Origin of the sequence: Mucilaginibacter lappiensis (genome assembly GCF_900155965.1) — a bacterium.
Taxonomy (GTDB): Bacteria; Bacteroidota; Bacteroidia; order Sphingobacteriales; family Sphingobacteriaceae; genus Mucilaginibacter; species Mucilaginibacter lappiensis.
The window spans coordinates 319,103-336,369 of sequence record NZ_FTMG01000005.1 but is presented as its reverse complement, the minus strand read 5'-3'; the positions used below and the strand labels follow the sequence as shown (position 1 = coordinate 336,369).

Sequence of the window (17,267 nt, the reverse complement as noted above, 5' to 3'; positions counted from 1 at the left end):
CGAAAAAGAGCTATTAACATAAGTAATTAACAAATGTGGATAACACGTTTAATTAACGAAGGTAATACTTAAGACAATATGTGTGTGGAAAACTTTAAAATTGTTGAACAAAAACCATGGTACTGGCATCGACGGCCAAAGGTAACCAAATAGAACATTTCCGGACAATTTATTTGAACATTATGCGTGATATAGTATGGTAGGTGGTGTTGTGGTAATGGTGTTTTTTACAGCCAGCTTTTTGCGACGGAAGGGATTGCGAAGCAAGGTGCTATTAATCATTGTCTTAGTTGCTCCATCAATTTTAAAGGCTCAGAAAATAACAGGCCCGCTTGTTTTAAATAATGAGCGTTTGCCGGTAACTGCCAAAGAATTTTATGTAGCCGGTATAGTAGATAATCGGCCAGATCGTACTGCCGTGGCTTGGTTAGTGCCACCAGGACCCGGTGTGGCAAAATATACGGTCGACCTTAAAGGAGGTGCATTAGCCTCCATTAAACAGTTTGTGAATGCTGCTCTTCCGCCTGATAAAACATTAAGACCGGTTATTTTCCATATTGAAAAATTTAGGCTCGATGAAACACTGCTGCCAGGTAACCATGTAGAAGGTAAATTAAAAATATCGCTGTCTTTTTATTTGCAAAGAGATGGTCAATATATTCACCTCACAGACTACAATGCCAGTGCGGGTTATAACCGGCTTGTTAATCAGGAAGTTGATATCGAAATGGTATTACGCCATGCGTTGGAATATAGTCTAACCTTTTTTAACTCCTGGATAAACAATGAAGCCGGTACCAATATTAAATTGGCAAGGGATGTAAAGATTATTTTTACTGATTACCAGGAAGAACCCGAAGGCGATACTATCTATTATTCGCCTAAAAGACGCTTAATTTGGGACGATTTTAAGGCAAAGCCACTCAGCAATAGCCGGTTTGGAGCCGAAGTTTTACCCAGCATTGGTTATAATGAAGATGTAAGCGTAAGTAAAAGTACAGTAAATGTACATTTGAGTTTAAAGGCCTTTGTACCCAAAAGCGCCTGCTGGGTAAAAACCGATAGTAAAAATACTTACAGCCTGAACCACGAACAGCGGCATTTTGATATTGTAAAGATCATCATAGAAGGGTTTAAGCAAAAACTGAAAGCTGAAAAATTTACGGTAGATAATTATGATGGCCCAATCAATGTGGCTTACCTGGAATCGTTTCATGAAATGAATGTAATGCAGGATGAATATGATACAGAAACCTCCCATGGCATGAACATGGCAGTGCAGGAGCAGTGGAACAAAAAGATAGATAAGGAGCTGGGAGATTTGAAGTAAATAACTAAACTAACGTTGTCATCCTGAGCGCAGCGGAGGATCTTCTTCGTAGTGCCTCTGCTTAATAGATGCTTCGCTGCGCTCAGCATGACAAACTTTTTTAATCCGCATAACTCTATTAAATAAAAGTTCGAAAAAATAAATCCGAAATCGAACCTCCCCAATCCGAAATTCAAAAATAATCTTTCATTTATTTTTGAAAGTTTAAAAAGTTATTTATATTTGTATATGGAATTGGCAGAGGCAAAGCTGAAATTTATTGAAGCCTGGGGTAAACTGGGGTCGGAGTGGGGTATTAACCGCACCATGGCCCAGGTACATGCCCTGCTGTTGGTTTCGCCCGAAGCTTTAACCACCGAGGAAGTAATGGCCGAGCTGAGTATATCACGTGGTAATGCCAATATGACCCTGCGCGATCTGATAGATTGGGGTCTGGTTGAAAAACAACACAAAACCGGCGAGCGTAAAGAATACTTTTATGCCGAAAAAGATACCTGGATTATTGCCAGGCGAGTAGCCGAAGAGCGTAAAAAACGGGAACTTGATCCGGTGATTAAAATATTAGGTCAGCTAACAGAGGTGAAGGGGGATAAAAAAGATTCCGCCTATAAAGCATTCCATTCATCGGTAACCGACATCAGCAGATTGGCTAATAATGTAAACAAAACTTTAGACACGATGCTAAAAGCCGAAGAGAACTGGTTTTTTGGTTCGATATTTAAGATATTCAAGTAATATTTTTTTAATCATAAATTTCATTTTTTACTGAAAATTCAATAATTAATAATACATAAATAATCACAATCATGAACTACTTTATTTTAACTTACATTGTTTACCTGCTGGTAAGCATCGCTTTAACCGTATGGGTGGCCAGGGTGTTGTTTAAAAACGGTCGGATATTTTTAGTTGACATTTTTCACGGCAATAATGAATTGGCCGATTCTGTAAATAAATTGCTGGTAGTGGGGTTTTACCTGGTGAATATAGGCTATATGAGCTTGGCACTGAAAGAAACCGGCAGAATTGACAACGCGCAGGTAGTGGTGGAGGTTTTAAGCTACAAAGTGGGATGGATTATACTAATACTGGGTGGCATGCATTTTATGAATCTGATTGTGTTTTTCAAACTGCGCAACCGTGCCAAAAGAGAAAAGGAACTTAATATTAATGTTTGAATATAATGGGGCATAAAAACAAACCGGGCTGCTTAATTAAGCAGCCCGGTTTGTTTTTATATCTTAAGCAGCGTTATCTAACTGCCGGTTAATGCTCCTGAGCAAAACATCAATATCAAAAGGCTTGGCTATAAAATCATCAGGGGCGCCGGTTTGGTTTAATGTTCTGGAAACTTCATGACTCGCTGATATGAGGATAACCGGTATACCATGTGTTTCCATACCGGTTTTAACACTTTTACAAAGATCGCGGCCATCTAAGTTGCCTAGCATGATGTCCAATAATATCAAATCGGGTTGGCTTTCTTTTATTTTGTCAAAAAGATGATGCCCATCAGCTAAGGTTATCACCTCATAACCAGAATCTTCTAATATGTATTGTAAAACCTCCAGTATGTCGCTGTCATCATCAACCGCTAATATCCTTCTCATATTTTATCTTTAAGTATCGTCTACAAATTGCTTTCAAATAGTAAAAAAGCAAGTTATGTTAGGTTTAGCAATTCTTGTACCAAAGTAATAGTTAAGTACTTAAAGTACAGTTTAATATTGCTGTTTATACTTAATAATAAAGCGATTTTTTTTCGTGAAAGGTATTAGGCAGCATACAAAAGGTTTTTAATGCCTGTTTAAATAAACACCTTCCACAACTATGAAGGGGATTTATCAATAAAAACATAGGATGCTTTTTTGCATTTAGCACAGAAATATCTTCTTACAGGCAAAAAATATAATACTCTTTTTACAAACCAGTTTCTCTTTAACTGGAAATGGAAAGGCTCACCGCATTTTGAGCAGTGATACTTTTTTTTTCTCTTGATACTTGAATTTAGGTCGGCCACTATAAATAAAATAGTGTGCAAATTACAATACCTGTTATAAATATAAGGTGTTAATTAATGTAAACATACTAATAGGTATGTTTACATTAATTTAAAGTGATAAAAAATAATATTAAGTTAATTATTGTAATATATAAGTCTTACGCTGGCATCTGTAGCAGATATAACGTTTTAAGGGTAGGAAGAAAAGTATGGTTTTTACGAAAAAGCCTCTTGGTACGCGGTCGTCAAGTTGAGCCTTACATTTTGGGCACAGGGGGAGTTTTTTACCTTTAGACCCGATAGATTCAATTGAATTTACTGGAATAACCATATACCATTAGGGGTTTATTGTATATCAATATCCTTTAACATCTGTCACTAACAAATTTAATAATAATTGTCAATGTTTCAATCAAAGTGTTTGATTATTAATTAAACGTAATTTTTTCAGTAAAATTTTAATAGATATGATAATAAAAGGACATTTTGAGGAATGTTTTTTATTTGTCTGTTAATGATTACTGGTAGGTAGAGCAGGTTTGGAGGAAAATAAAAGTATTTATATGCCATAAAATTACAGGCATATGGTATACACGAGAAGACATTTAAAAAACTTATATTAAGTTATTCACCTTTTCAACCAGTTCAGAAAGATCAAAAGGTTTGTTGATAACACCGTCGCAACCATAATTGAGTAAATGATCATCGCCATTAAGGTAGGCCGAGAATATGATAACCGGTACGTTATTGAATTTGTTGTGAAGCTTAATACTTTTACAAATTTCACCTCCGGTAGTACCGGAAACCCTATAGTCTAATATGACTAGATCCGGGAGAAATTGTTCCATTAAAGGTAATACATCATGACTGTTCGAAGTACTTTTTACCTCAAACTGTTCATAGGTGAGGGTTTCATGTACAATATCTAATATGTCCTGATTATCATCCAATACTAAAATACGTTTTGACATAAAAAATATTAAAAAGTGAAAAGGCCGGAAAGGTGCTCAAGTACGTAAAACTAATATATAGATAGCAAAAAAGCTATGGATAGGGCTAAAAACTTTATCGGGTAAATAACACACAAACTTAACTATTTTTTATATCATTGAATTATAAAAAATAGCTAACCTTCATATATTTTTTGTTTTAATTAATGTTTTGAAAAAAAAAGATCAAAATATAGCTGTAAGGCAAAGCGCTGATGATTTGATTATACAGGCGCCCGTAGCCATCAGCTTTTTAAAAAGTAACAGCCTCGTTATTGAGTCGGCGAATTCCCATATATTGGAATTATGGGAAAAACAGGCTGATATTATTGGCCGGCCACTTGCTTTTGTCCTTAGTGCTCCCGGGCAGCTGCATTATGTAAAGTCAGTACAGGATGTTTATAAAAGTGGTCATATTCATTTTGGTTATGAAACTCCCATAAGGCTTAACCGTAACGGGCATAACAATTTATTTTATTTTGATTTTGTTTACAAACCGGTTAAAGATAGCAGTAATAATACGGTTGGGGTGATGGTTGTGGCCACCGAAGTAACTAAACAGGTAGTGGCAAGACAGCTTCTGGAAGAGGCGGAAGAGCGCCTGCGCCTGGCCATTGAGGCTACAGGTATAGCCAATTGGGACATGGATCTGTTAAACAATGATGTTATAGCATCGTCAAGGCTTTCAGAAATATTTGGTTATGATTCCGATGAAACGCTGACTTATCAGCAACTATTCGGCGCAGTACATCCGGATGATAAATGTGTAGTGGACATGGCCTTTGAAGAAGCCATAAAAAGCAGTATTTATTTATGTGAAACCAGGATAGTTTGGGCCGATGGATCAATCCGTTGGATACGAACAACGGGCAAGGTTTTGTATGATGACCACCACAAGCCTTTACGTATGCTGGGCACTACCATTGATATTACCAAACGGAAGCAGGAAGAGATCATGAAAAATGATTTTATAGCCATGGCCAGTCATGAATTAAAAACACCGCTTACCTCACTTAAAGCTTATACACAGTTACTGGTATCAAAAGCTAAAAAAGCGGGCGATGAGTTTTTTATCAATGCCCTTGAAAAATCCGAAAACCAGATCAACAAAATGGCCCGGTTGATATATGGTTTCCTGGATATGTCAAAAATTGAATCTGGTAAATTACAGTTGAATACCCAAGCATTTGATATTAATGAGTTGTTTGACGAAATAATAGCCGATAAATTGCTTATAGCGCCTGATCATGTTTTATCCTTTAAAAGCGGACAAACTATACAGATAAACGCCGACAAAGAAAAGATAGCCCAGGTGATTGGTAATTTTATCAGCAATGCTGTAAAGTACTCTCCCAAAGGCAGCGCTATAACCTTAGCAGTAAAAAAATTGAGCGAAAATTTGCGGATAAGTGTAAAAGATGAGGGTATTGGTTTAAAAGTCAGAGATCAGCAAAGCGTTTTCCAGCGTTTTTACCGGGTGGAGGATGAGAGCACACGGGGACTATCAGGATTTGGTATTGGTCTTTATTTATCGGCCGAGATCATCAGGCTGCATCATGGTAAAATTGCTGTGGAAAGCGAAGAGGGTAAAGGTGCCGAATTTTACTTCCTGCTGCCTTTACAAACTGATCCGAACTAGCTTTTGTAATCATCGATCCGTTAATTGTAACGGTTTTGTCTATAAGAATCCGAAACTCAAATATTGTTATTACTTTAGGCAGATGACAGGCGACTGTGGCTTCACCATGTTGCTTACCTGTATATAACCGTTTAAATCATGGCATTATTAACTATACTGATTTGTATTATCCTGCTTGTTTTATTGGTAAGCTGGGCAAAGGTTAATCCGTTTATAGCTTTTCTTTTGGTATCCATTGCTGCCGGTTTAATGTTGGGTATCCCCATCAATAAAGTAACGGCCTCTGTACAAAAAGGCATGGGCGATATCATGGGCCAGCTACTTATTATCATTTGCCTGGGTGCTATGCTGGGCAAGCTAGTAGCTGTAAGCGGTGCTGCCCAAAAGATTGCCGAAGTGCTGGTTAATGCTGTTGGTCAAAAATACATACAATGGGCCCTGGTAATTGCTGGCTTTATTATCGGTATCCCGTTGTTTTATGGTATCGGTTTTGTGTTGATGGTTCCGCTTATATTTTCGGTGGTGTACAAATACAAATTACCGGCGGTATATATAGGCTTACCTATGCTGGCATCACTGTCTGTAACACATGGCTTTTTACCGCCGCATCCATCGCCATCGGCATTGGTGGTATTGTTTCATGCTAACATGGCCACCACTTTTATTTATGGTTTGATGATAGCCATCCCTGCCATTATACTGGCGGGACCTGTATTTGCCCGTTTCCTGAAAAAGATACCGTCGGAGCCGTTAGCTACCTTCAGGGCCGAAGAATTGCCCGAAGAAAAACTGCCCGGCGCTTTCAATAGTTTCTTTACCGCCCTGCTGCCTGTGATGCTGCTGATGCTCACCGCATTTTTTCCTTACCTGGGCATCAAAGATCCGGGTTTGTTAAAATTAGTAGCTTTCCTGGGCGATCCATCCATCGTTATGTTGATTGCTCTTATTGTGGCCACTTTTACTTTGGGTGTAAAACAAGGCCGGAGCATGAGTCAGCTGGCCATTAATTATACTGATGCTATTAAAGATATTGCCTTGATCTTATTGATCATTGCGGGTTCTGGCGCTTTTAAAGAAGTATTGACCGCAAGTGGCGTGAGCGGTCAGATAGCCGCCCAGTTAGAGCAACTGAACCTGCCACCGCTTGTTTTGGGCTGGGTTATCGCTGCTATCATCCGCATCAGCCTGGGTTCGGCTACGGTGGCGGGGTTAACAGCTGCGGGTATTGTGGCTTCGTTAGTAGTGCAAAACCATGTGAATCCTAATTTAATGGTATTATCAATAGGTGCTGGCAGTCTTGCTTTTTCGCATGTGAACGATTCTGGCTTTTGGCTTTATAAAGAATACTTTAACCTGAGTATAAAAGATACTATCAAATCATGGTCGATGATGGAATCGTTAGTTTCAGTTATTGGTTTAATAGGTGTTTTGATCATCAACCAGTTTGTAAAATAGTAGCCTCAGCTGTCATGAAAAAAAGTATCATCATTCTTAATATCCTGATGCTATGGTTACTGACTGGTTATAACAGCCATGCACAGCAAGTGGTAGGTAATTATTATACTTCTTTTGATGGTACAAAAATATATTATGAGGTAAAGGGGAATGGTTTCCCGGTGATTTTGGTGCACGGTTTTTCGGGTACAGGAGAGGGCTGGAAAAAAGGGCAGCTTTATACCGATCTATTAAATGCCGGTTATCAGGTTATCATTTTAGATCAGCGGGGTAATGGCCGGTCAGACAAGCCCCACACCGATGCTGCCTATGCCAATGATGCTGAGGCTAAGGATATTATGGGATTGGCAAACAGCCTTAGGCTTAAGAAATATAATGTGATAGGCTATTCGCGCGGGTCCATTATTGCTTCACGGTTATTGGTATTGGATAAACGCGTGCAAAAACTGGTGATGGGGGGCATGGGCGACGCCTATACCAATCCCGAATGGCCCAGGCGCATACATGCCTACAAGGCGCTCATGGGCGATACTACTTTTCATGATGTAGATGGCATGATCAATTATATTCATAGTAACCCGGCATTTGATGTAACGGCCCTGGCTCTGCAGCAAAAATATCAACCCTCCACAAGTCCGCAGGAATTAGCCAAAGTAAAAATACCTGTGATGATCATTTGCGGTACCGACGACCATGATAATGGCTCAGAGACGGCTCTTAACAAACTAATTCCCGGTTCAAAGCTCAATTATGTTCCCGGCGATCATAATAGTGCATCCAGAACTATACAGTTTTCGGCAGCTGTGCTTGCTTTCCTGAAGTAAAATGTCATTTTTATTTATTTAAAGGGCCTTTTGGTATATGCGGCTTGCTATTTGCATGAATATGTTCAGAGATAATTTTTTTAACACTTATCAGCACATATTTTATGAAAAAGTTAATGATATATGTTTGCCTGTTTGTAGCGTTTCTGCTTACGCTAACATTTAACGCGCAGGCGCAAACTAAAAAGAAGGGTATTAGCCCACAAGGTAAAGGCGCCATTATAGGTGGTGCCGGTGGAGCCGTTGCAGGCGGACTTATTGGCCATAACGTAGGTGGTGCATTAATTGGTGGAGCCATAGGTGCCGGCGGCGGTTACATTATCGGTAACGAAAAACGCCGTTCCGACGAGAAAAAACGCCGTGCCGCATGGCGTAGAGCACACCCCAAACATCACCATCATTATACCAAAACCACCACACACTAAACGTTACTGATAAAAAAAGCCCGCGATTTATTTAAACCGCGGGCTTTTTTATATTAGCTTAATAGCAATTGTTATTTCAGGTACATCAATTTCGTATTAAAACAGTAATCGCTGTACGGATAATTTGAGATATGTAATCGAAATGAAAATTTAAATCCCGTTTTGAGCGTTAATATAACAGGCATTTTACAAACAGTAACATTCAATATTAGGTTTAATACATAATGGTTAAAGCGCTTTCGGCATTACTTTTTTGTTTGTTTCCTTTTGTTGTAATGGCCCAGAGCACGGCTACCATTGCCGATACAACTAAAACTCGTGCCGATACGGTGGCTCAAAAAGATTTGATAGATATAGCCAGATCTTTGTTTAAAATAAAACCACGCAAGATATCTGCTACCGAGAAAAAGAAGGTTTACTTCTCTATTTTACCTATATCTTCATCGGATGGCCGGAGTGGTGGTAAGGCACTTTTTACATCAACTTCTTTGGCGGTATATCTCGGCGATCCCCAAACAACTAACCTGTCAAGCTTTATATTTACCCCCTACTTTAACTTTAAAGGGAGGTATGGCCTGCCTATACGGTCAAATATCTGGCTTAATAACAATCAATGGAATATAGTTGGCGATACGCGCGTGCTGGTATATCCCCAATATACCTGGGGCCTTGGAGGCAAGCAGCCAGAAGATCGCCGGTTTTTGGTGAATTATAATTATGGACGTTTTTATCAAACGGTGCTTAAAAGAATAGAGCCTTATTTTTATGCAGGATTAGGCTACGATTTGGATTATTACCAGGATATTGACAGCGATGGTGATGTTAACCTGCATAGTTTTACGAACTATAAATATGGCACTTCTTCAGATCAGAATGTTTTTTCATCGGGCGTAACTTTCAATTTATTATATGATACCCGCAAAAACTCCATTAACCCGCTGCCGGGTGCCTATGCCAACATAATTTATCGGGTAAACTCCAAAATGCTGGGAAGTAATACCAATTGGAGCTCTTTATATATTGATTTGCGTAAGTATATATCCTTAACCGATTACGGTCCTAAAAATGTGCTGGCATTTTGGTCTTATTTCTGGACATCACTTACACCGGGCACCCCGTATCTCAATCTGCCCAGCCTGGGTTGGGAGCCTTCCCAACGATCGGGCAGGGGATTTGTACAAAACAGGTACCGCGGGCAGCGACTGGCTTATTTTGAAACTGAATACCGGCGTGATATTACCCGTAATGGATTACTTGGTTTTGTTTTGTTTGCCAACATAAACTCCGTTACGGAGCCGCACACCCACGCTTTTGTTTACTGGCACCCTGCAGGTGGTACGGGGCTTCGGTTTAAGTTTAATAAAAACTCAGGAACTAATATTAGTTTGGATTACGGTGCAAGTAAAAATTACAATGCCATCTATCTTAATTTGGGCGAAACTTTTTAATTAGTCCATGGACCATGGTTGATAGTCCATAGTTGATAGTTCAAGTGTAGGAGTCCATCATATATGATCTATGGTCCCTGGACTAAAATGAATAAATGACAAAATAACGATACGTGTTTTGGAATTTAAATTTTATTTTCGCGGTATGTTTTTATCCGGCCATTCGTAGTAAAAAATCCTTCTGTACCTCGCCGGTAATATCCTGTAATTATTCTGTTTACCCTGGTCAAAACCGACCATCCACCAAAATCACATGACAAAAAAACGTTACGTATTACTAATACTTATTCTGGGTTCATTAACGGCATTGGGCCCGTTCTCTATAGATATGTACCTGCCGGGCTTTGTAGCCATCGCTAAATATTTAGGTACCACCAGCGATAAGATGGCGCTAACCTTGACAAGCTATTTTATAGGTATTTCGGTTGGCCAATTGTTATATGGCCCCCTTTTAGATAGATATGGCCGTAAAAACCCCTTGTATTTTGGGTTGGGCCTTTATATTGCAGCCTCTATCGGTTGTTTCTTTTCTACCTCGCTGGAGATGCTGATTGTGATGCGTTTTTTCCAGGCGATAGGCAGTTGCGCGGCCAGTGTTGCGGCTATGGCCATGGTGCGCGATCTTTTCCCGGTTGAAGAGAACGCTAAAGTATTTTCGTTGCTGATACTGGTATTGGGCGCTTCGCCTATGCTGGCACCAACCATTGGTAGTTATATTACAGCAGCGTTTGAATGGCAGGTGATATTTTTGATATTAACCATTATTGCCGTACTGATATTGCTGGCTGTTATATTTTTCCTGCCCGAAAGTTACCAGCCCGATCCATCGTACTCTTTAAAACCACGACCTATTATCGGTAACTTTTTACATGTACTAAAAAATAAGCAGTTTTTAACTTATTCGCTTTGCGGCGCGTTCGCGTTCGCAGGTTTGTTTGCTTATGTATCGTCTTCGTCCATTGTATTTATTGATGTTTTTAAAGTGAGTCAGAAAAGCTTCGGCTGGATATTCGCCGGTCTTTCTGTTGGGTTCATCGGCTCGAGCCAGTTAAACAGCGTTCTGATGAAAAAATACAAAAGTGAGCAACTGGTATACGCTTCGTTGATCTGGTTGGTGTTCACCTCTGTTATTTTTTTAATAGGGTCGCTTAACGGTTGGTTTGGTATTGGTGGCACCATTACTATGATATTTGGTGTGTTGTGTGGTGTAGGTATCAGTTATCCCAACACGGCAGCTTTATCGCTGGCTCCTTTTACCAAAAATGCAGGTTCAGCATCGGCGCTTTTGGGGGCGTTTCAAATGGCTATCGGCGCGTTGGCGTCGTTTGGTATTGCCTTAATTAAAAGCCAAAGTCCGCTACCTATGGCAGCGGTTATGGCGGTATCAGCTGTTGTGGCGCTGCTAACTTTATTGATAGGCAAACGGTTTATTAAGCATAAAGTTGAAGCATCGGCCGACTCGGGGATAATAGCTCATTGATTTTTTGGATAAAGGATTTTAGGATTATAGATCAGGGACTTGGGGACTATTGAATTTTTGGATAAAGGATAAGGAATAATCCGTTAGTTAATCGGTTTTTCTTCTTTATCTTTCATCTCAAAGTCTTTTTCTAAAGTCCACTACTCCAAAGTCCCCAAGTCTTACAAGACCTCATCTATAATGCCGAATTCTTTGGCTTCGCTGGCTATCATCCAGTAGTCCCGATCGGATACATCATAAACTTTTTGGTAAGGCTGACCGCTGTGCTGGGCGATGATCTCATACAGTTCCTGTTTCATTTTTTTGATCTGGACGGATGCTATTTCAATATCCGATGCCATACCCTGCGCGCCACCCGATGGCTGGTGCAGCATGATGCGGGAGTGTTTGAGCGCGGCACGCTTACCGGCAGCGCCTGCACATAACAGCACAGATCCCATTGACAGGGCCATGCCTGTACAAATAGTAGCTACATCGGGTCCTATAAAATGCATGGTATCATAAATGCCTAAACCGGCATAAACCGAACCGCCTGGGGAGTTGATATACATTTGTATGTCCTTTTTGGCATCGGTTGACTGTAGGAAGAGCAGCTGGGCCTGGATGATGTTGGCTACATGATCGTCAACGGCCTCGCCAAGAAAAATGATCCTGTCCATCATCAGGCGTGAAAAAACATCCATCTGGGCTACACGCATTTCGCGTTCTTCGGTGATGTAGGGGGTCATGGCGGTGGGAAGGGCGCTTTTTTCGACCTTCGAAATGAAACTATCTACCCGGGTACCGGCAATAGCGTGGTGCATGACCGCATATTTGCGGAATTCCTGTTTATCAATATTCATAAATTTTTGTGTTTTTAGTGATCGAGGGAGCGAGAGTCGAGAGTGAGGAATCAAAACATCATTTTAAACTTTGTAATTGTCTTGATTCTTGGCTCTTGATTCCTGACTCTTATCTAAATATACGGGCTATTTTTTGTCTGAAACTTAGATGTTCGGGTTGATTAAATAACTGCTGATGAACGGCTTCTATCTCGGCCTTTACCTGTTTACGGCCATATTGCTGTACCAGGGTATAAACCTGTTGTTGTGCAGATACATGCGTCTGCAGATCCTGATCGAGCAGCATTTTGGCCTCGAACAACAGTGAGCTCGCAGGGTTCGACCTTTTTAGTAGATAGGTTTCGGTTTGTGCTATCTTATTCAAGGAAGTCCTCATAGGTCAATGCTTTTTGTTTAACAGATTCCCTTACTTTTTCAATACACTTATATTTTTGCACGGTTGCGGAGCGCACCCCCGAAAAGCCGAATAGTTGCGCTACTTTGTTCATTGGTAACTGATCGTAATAAAAGGAGCGGAGCAGCTCCATACAACGTTTGCCGGCAGTTTCTAAAAAATGCAATAATTTATCTTCGGAGAGGGGGATAGTGGTTTCCATGGTCAGATCCGCGGCGGCGCTGTCGTCCAGTTGCGTAGTTTGCTGGCCTTCCTTATACCGCTTGATCCACAGATACCGGGCGGTGCCATAAATGTAAGCCCCTTCGCTGCTGTTGATATCAGCCTTGGCCGATCTGCTTTTTTCGTAATAGCTCAGTAAGGCGTCCTGAAAAACATCTTTGGCTTCGTCAAATGATCCGCCGCATTTGCTTATATAGCGGGCCACTGCCGGGAAAACTTTTTGATATAATGTGATGAAAAGCTGCTGCCGTTCTGCAGCCTGCTCTTCTAAATTAACTGCATCCATTGTTCGCTGTTTATTACGATGTGTAAATTATAACAGATATATCACCTTTTAGATGAAAGATTTTTGGAGCAAGGGATTTTTGGATTCACTTACCTTGTCATCCTGAGTATAGCGAAGGATCTTCTTCAATATGCTCGTTGCATAATAGATGCTTCACTGCGTTCAGCATGACAAAGGAAGGGTTAAAACTTACTTGCCCGCAAAGCCGTAACCTTTGATCCTTCGGGTCCGGTGCTTTCAAAGACGATCTTACCATCGGTCAGTTCGGATACGTAGAAAACAAAATCGCGGGTCTTACCATCGGGCAGCACCTCTTTTACATTCATATTGCTGCCGTTAAGGGTAAAGCTGCCATGCGACAGGAATTTGCCACCCCAAACAATCAGATATTTCATCTCGGGCGTAAACTGTATGTAGGGTACAACCTCATCCAGCTCAGCCTTTTTCATCGTATCCGGTGGACTGGCATTGGGATGCTCTATTTTAATATATTTCCATTTGCCGGTAAGGGCCTGGGTGGTAACTGCGGGTTTGCACGATGCCATAACACCTAACACCAGTGCAAATAATATAAAGCCGTGAAATTTCATGATAGCATTAATTTTATCTAAGCTATGCAATTGCTGTTAAAGTATAAAATCAAGGTTTATGTTTCTGGTGCTTGTTTGTCCGTTCCTCAGCTTTTTTTACTTCGTCCCTTTCGCTGATGGGTGGATCTGTTTGTAATTCCTTTGTTGGTTTGGGCACTGTAGTTTTTTTACCGGTTTTTTTTGATGCTGAAGTATTCATGATCAAAGAGGTTAAGTAAGATATACTTATTGTTTTAACTCCCGGTTAACTGAATTGTTTACAATTATTTATTATGAATTGTTACTGGAAAATAACATCTTAGGTAAAAATCCTATAACCCTTAATTTAAACCAATCATGATTCAAACCAATCAAAAAAATCAGCTGTCAAAAATATTTTTTGAAAAAGTTGTAACATCCTGTAATTGCAACTGTCTTAATGACACTATATAGCCAAGGTACTCCAATCCAGTTTAAGCTATAAGTTATTGTGAGGGCCCGCACCTTAAGGGTTCCGTTAAAAAATCAAAAAATTAAATCTTTAAAAAATGAACAACAATCTAATTGTTATGCTTTGGTGGGCTGTGCCTGTCATCCTGATTTTGTTGATGTACAAATTTGTTTTGCGCGTGTTTTTCGGTATGGTGATCGTGCCGGATAATCGTATTGGCCTGGTGGTCAAAAAGTTTACCTTGTCGAGCAAAGCACGTTTGCCCGATGGCCGTATCATTGCTATTCATGGCGAGGCTGGTATGCAGGCCAAAGCGCTTGCGCCGGGTTTGTACTGGGGCTTGTGGCCATGGCAGTATGGTATTACCATGGAGGCGTTTACCGTTATTGAACAAAACAAACTTGGGCTGGTAAAGGCCAGGGACGGTGCATCGTTTGACACCGGTCGTGTGCTGGGTAAGCCGGTTGACTGTGATAAGTTTCAGGATGCTATTGCCTTTTTGGACAACAATGGTCAGAAAGGTCCGCAGGCTGCTTTCCTTACGCCGGGTAGTTATCGTATCAATACCTTTTTGTTTGAGATTGAGATGGTGCCTATTACCCAGATCCACGAAAACAAAGTAGGTATTGTAACCACGCTTGATGGTGAGCCGCTGGATAAAGGCGAGATTGCCGGTGAATCTGTATCGGGACATAAAAACTATCAGGACCCTATCGCGTTCATTAACGCCGGTGGTCGTAAAGGTTTGCAGGAGGATGTGATATTGGCCGGTACTTATTACCTGAACCCATGGTTTGTAATTGTGGAGCAGGTAGATATGACCTATATACCTATCGGTTATGTAGGTGTGGTGAACTCCTTTGTGGGCCCGGAAGGTAAAGATACCAGCGGCGATGCCTTTAAACATGGTAACATAGTTCACCGTGGTCAAAAAGGTGTTTGGGAAGAACCGCTTGATCCGGGTAAACACCCCATCAACATCTATACCCACGCGGTTGAAATTGTACCAACAACCAACATTGTGTTGAACTGGGCCGATAGTCGTACCGAGGCGCATGAGCTTGATAAAAACCTGTGTACCATTACCGTAAGGTCATCAGATGGTTTTACATTCAACCTGGATGTGTCACAGATCATCCATGTGCCACGTAACGAAGCGCCAAAAGTAATAGCCCGTTTTGGTAAGATGAAAAACCTGGTATCGCAGGTATTGGAACCTACCATCGCCAACTATTTCCGTAACTCGGCACAAAAGAGTGATGTGATAGGATTTTTGGCCAACCGTATAGAAAGACAGAACGACGCTAAGGATCATATCAGCACGGTGCTGGCAACCTATAACGTGGTTGGTGTTGATACCCTGATAGGTGATATTGTTCCTCCTGCAGCTTTAATGAAAACCCTTACCGATCGTAAAATAGCCGAACAGGAAAAGGTGACTTACGAGATACAACGCCACGCCCAAATTGAGCGTAAGGAGTTTGAAAGTGCCCGTGCCGGTGCCGATATGCAGCCAGAGGTGGTAAAATCAACCCGCCAGGTAGAGATCAATACCCAGATGGCCGCTTCGAAAGTTGCAGCGTCACATGGTGAGGCAGAAGCTAAAACCATTAACGCTAAAGCAGATGCCGAAGTAAGGATTACCATAGCTAAAGCTGATGCCGAAGCCAAAACAGTGAACGCCAAAGCCGATGCTAACGCTACCGAGGTGAATGGTATTGCCGAAAGTACCAAGATCAAAGCTATCGGTTTGGCCGAAGCAGAGGTTACCAAACAAAAAACCGAAGCCATGGGTACCGAACAATACGCCATTGTACGTGTAGCCGAAGCCCTGGCCAGCAACGGTATTAAATTGGTACCTGAAATATTGGTGAGCGGTAAAGATGGTGGTGGTAACGGTATGATAGATGCCCTGATAGGCACCGAAATGCTCAAAAAATTACAGAAGGAAAATGAAGGGGGAAAAAGTGAGTAATAAGTTATACGTTTAATATCACGTATCCTGTCAATGAGAAGAGCGCCGACCGGCGCTCTTCTTTGTTTTACCGGTTTGTCGATATGTTAAAATAAGTTAAAAAGTTTATCCGTAAATTTGCGTTTTGTTATTTTGGTTACTTTATATATGCCTCGTCAGTTCCTGCTCATATTGATCGCTTGTTTGGTTTCGGCACTGGCCTATGGGCAGGGTGTGCAGAAAGGTGTTGTTTATGAGATTAAGTCCCATACTGTAGTTGCTGGTTTACGGGTGGAAAATTCAACTAATGGTAAAGTTACTGCAACCGATAAAGCCGGTAAATTCAGTATCCCGGCAAAACCCGGCGACTTGCTTCTGTTTAAAAGTTCTTTTTACCTCACAGATAGTGTTTTGGTAACCGACCTGCGTGAAAGACAGGTGTTTGTAACGGCCAAACAAACCGAACTGAAAGAAGTTAAGGTAACTAATGTAGAGATCAAAAAGCCCGCGAGTGGTTATGTTGATCCGGAATTTCATGGGCAAACCATGATCTATCAGCGTAATGCACCTAGCGCAGCTAATCCTAAAGGCGATCCCAAAGGCGGCGTAATACTCCGCTTGCATTACTGGAACAAAGACGAAAAGGATAAAAAGAAACAGGCTGAATTTTTAGAGAATGAACAAACCCGCGATGAAATAGCCAAAGTATTTACGGCAGATAATATAGCCAAGTATGTACCTCTTAAGGGCCCTGAGTTAGATAATTTTATCTTGCTTTACATCCCATCGGTTAAAGTTTATACCGCCGGTGAATTTAACCTCACCAACTATTTAAGTGCCAGTTATAAAAGTTACCTCGCACTCCCTCCTGATAAACGCAATGCAGGGCAATTAATCAAATAATTGCAAAGTGGTGTAACTAATTTGAAAAAAAAGCATCCTTTAGCTATATCAAAT

Annotated in this window: 18 protein-coding genes; 11 read left to right on the top strand and 7 right to left on the bottom strand. The window is 40.8% G+C overall.

Annotated features, from left to right (window positions below):
* Nucleotides 1-196 precede the first annotated feature (196 nt).
* The 3 genes from BW976_RS12850 to BW976_RS12840 all read left to right on the top strand — a co-directional run bounded on the left by BW976_RS12850 (nucleotide 197) and on the right by BW976_RS12840 (nucleotide 2,508).
* Nucleotides 197-1,330 carry a hypothetical protein gene (locus BW976_RS12850; RefSeq protein WP_084192178.1) on the top strand — a complete coding sequence of 378 codons (1,134 nt, stop codon included), beginning with the start codon at nucleotides 197-199 and terminating at the stop codon, nucleotides 1,328-1,330.
* Nucleotides 1,331-1,558: 228 nt separating this feature from the next.
* Nucleotides 1,559-2,065: a GbsR/MarR family transcriptional regulator gene (locus BW976_RS12845; RefSeq protein ID WP_076373684.1), complete on the top strand. Its 507-nt coding sequence runs from the start codon at nucleotides 1,559-1,561 to the stop codon at nucleotides 2,063-2,065.
* 71 nt (nucleotides 2,066-2,136) lie between these two features.
* Entirely contained in the window at nucleotides 2,137-2,508 is a 372-nt protein-coding gene (locus BW976_RS12840; protein WP_076373683.1) for a hypothetical protein, read from the top strand.
* A 63-nt stretch (nucleotides 2,509-2,571) separates the two neighbouring features.
* Here BW976_RS12840 and BW976_RS12835 read toward each other — a convergent pair whose 3' ends face one another.
* Together BW976_RS12835 and BW976_RS12830 are read right to left on the bottom strand one after the other, a co-directional pair.
* Nucleotides 2,572-2,940, bottom strand: coding sequence for a response regulator (locus BW976_RS12835; RefSeq protein ID WP_076373682.1), 369 nt, complete (start codon nucleotides 2,938-2,940; stop codon nucleotides 2,572-2,574).
* Nucleotides 2,941-3,946: 1,006 nt separating this feature from the next.
* Nucleotides 3,947-4,303, bottom strand: coding sequence for a response regulator transcription factor (locus BW976_RS12830; RefSeq protein WP_076373681.1), 357 nt, complete (start codon nucleotides 4,301-4,303; stop codon nucleotides 3,947-3,949).
* Between the two features lie 190 nt (nucleotides 4,304-4,493).
* Between BW976_RS12830 and BW976_RS12825 the strand changes: the two genes are divergently transcribed.
* The 6 genes from BW976_RS12825 to BW976_RS12800 all read left to right on the top strand — a co-directional run bounded on the left by BW976_RS12825 (nucleotide 4,494) and on the right by BW976_RS12800 (nucleotide 11,592).
* Nucleotides 4,494-5,960: a sensor histidine kinase gene (locus tag BW976_RS12825; RefSeq protein WP_076373680.1), complete on the top strand. Its 1,467-nt coding sequence runs from the start codon at nucleotides 4,494-4,496 to the stop codon at nucleotides 5,958-5,960.
* Between the two features lie 138 nt (nucleotides 5,961-6,098).
* Entirely contained in the window at nucleotides 6,099-7,415 is a 1,317-nt protein-coding gene (locus BW976_RS12820) for a gluconate:H+ symporter (RefSeq protein WP_076373679.1), read from the top strand.
* A 14-nt stretch (nucleotides 7,416-7,429) separates the two neighbouring features.
* Entirely contained in the window at nucleotides 7,430-8,239 is an 810-nt protein-coding gene (locus BW976_RS12815; RefSeq protein ID WP_076373678.1) for an alpha/beta fold hydrolase, read from the top strand.
* A 104-nt stretch (nucleotides 8,240-8,343) separates the two neighbouring features.
* A complete protein-coding gene (locus BW976_RS12810) occupies nucleotides 8,344-8,664 on the top strand; it encodes a YMGG-like glycine zipper-containing protein (RefSeq protein ID WP_076373677.1) in 321 nt (106 codons plus the stop codon).
* Between the two features lie 224 nt (nucleotides 8,665-8,888).
* Nucleotides 8,889-10,112, top strand: a complete 1,224-nt coding sequence (locus BW976_RS12805; protein ID WP_076373676.1) for a BamA/TamA family outer membrane protein — start codon at nucleotides 8,889-8,891, stop codon at nucleotides 10,110-10,112.
* 253 nt (nucleotides 10,113-10,365) lie between these two features.
* Nucleotides 10,366-11,592, top strand: a complete 1,227-nt coding sequence (locus BW976_RS12800; RefSeq protein ID WP_076373675.1) for a multidrug effflux MFS transporter — start codon at nucleotides 10,366-10,368, stop codon at nucleotides 11,590-11,592.
* A gap of 161 nt (nucleotides 11,593-11,753) precedes the next feature.
* Here BW976_RS12800 and BW976_RS12795 read toward each other — a convergent pair whose 3' ends face one another.
* The 5 genes from BW976_RS12795 to BW976_RS29375 form a co-directional block, all read right to left on the bottom strand.
* Nucleotides 11,754-12,434: an ATP-dependent Clp protease proteolytic subunit gene (locus BW976_RS12795; protein ID WP_076373674.1), complete on the bottom strand. Its 681-nt coding sequence runs from the start codon at nucleotides 12,432-12,434 to the stop codon at nucleotides 11,754-11,756.
* A 109-nt stretch (nucleotides 12,435-12,543) separates the two neighbouring features.
* On the bottom strand, nucleotides 12,544-12,810 hold the full coding sequence (locus BW976_RS12790; protein WP_139332288.1) for a hypothetical protein: 267 nt from the start codon (nucleotides 12,808-12,810) through the stop codon (nucleotides 12,544-12,546).
* Nucleotides 12,791-13,336, bottom strand: a complete 546-nt coding sequence (locus BW976_RS12785) for an RNA polymerase sigma factor (protein WP_076373672.1) — start codon at nucleotides 13,334-13,336, stop codon at nucleotides 12,791-12,793. Before BW976_RS12785 ends, BW976_RS12790 begins: the two co-directional genes overlap by 20 nt.
* Nucleotides 13,337-13,518: 182 nt before the next feature.
* Nucleotides 13,519-13,926, bottom strand: a complete 408-nt coding sequence (locus BW976_RS12780; RefSeq protein ID WP_076373671.1) for a hypothetical protein — start codon at nucleotides 13,924-13,926, stop codon at nucleotides 13,519-13,521.
* 49 nt (nucleotides 13,927-13,975) lie between these two features.
* On the bottom strand, nucleotides 13,976-14,125 hold the full coding sequence (locus BW976_RS29375) for a hypothetical protein (RefSeq protein WP_175614100.1): 150 nt from the start codon (nucleotides 14,123-14,125) through the stop codon (nucleotides 13,976-13,978).
* Between the two features lie 328 nt (nucleotides 14,126-14,453).
* Here BW976_RS29375 and BW976_RS12775 point away from each other — a divergent pair, with 328 nt between their 5' ends.
* Nucleotides 14,454-16,331, top strand: a complete 1,878-nt coding sequence (locus tag BW976_RS12775) for an SPFH domain-containing protein (protein WP_076373670.1) — start codon at nucleotides 14,454-14,456, stop codon at nucleotides 16,329-16,331.
* Between the two features lie 147 nt (nucleotides 16,332-16,478).
* Nucleotides 16,479-17,213: a hypothetical protein gene (locus BW976_RS12770; protein ID WP_076373669.1), complete on the top strand. Its 735-nt coding sequence runs from the start codon at nucleotides 16,479-16,481 to the stop codon at nucleotides 17,211-17,213.
* Nucleotides 17,214-17,267: the final 54 nt, after the last annotated feature.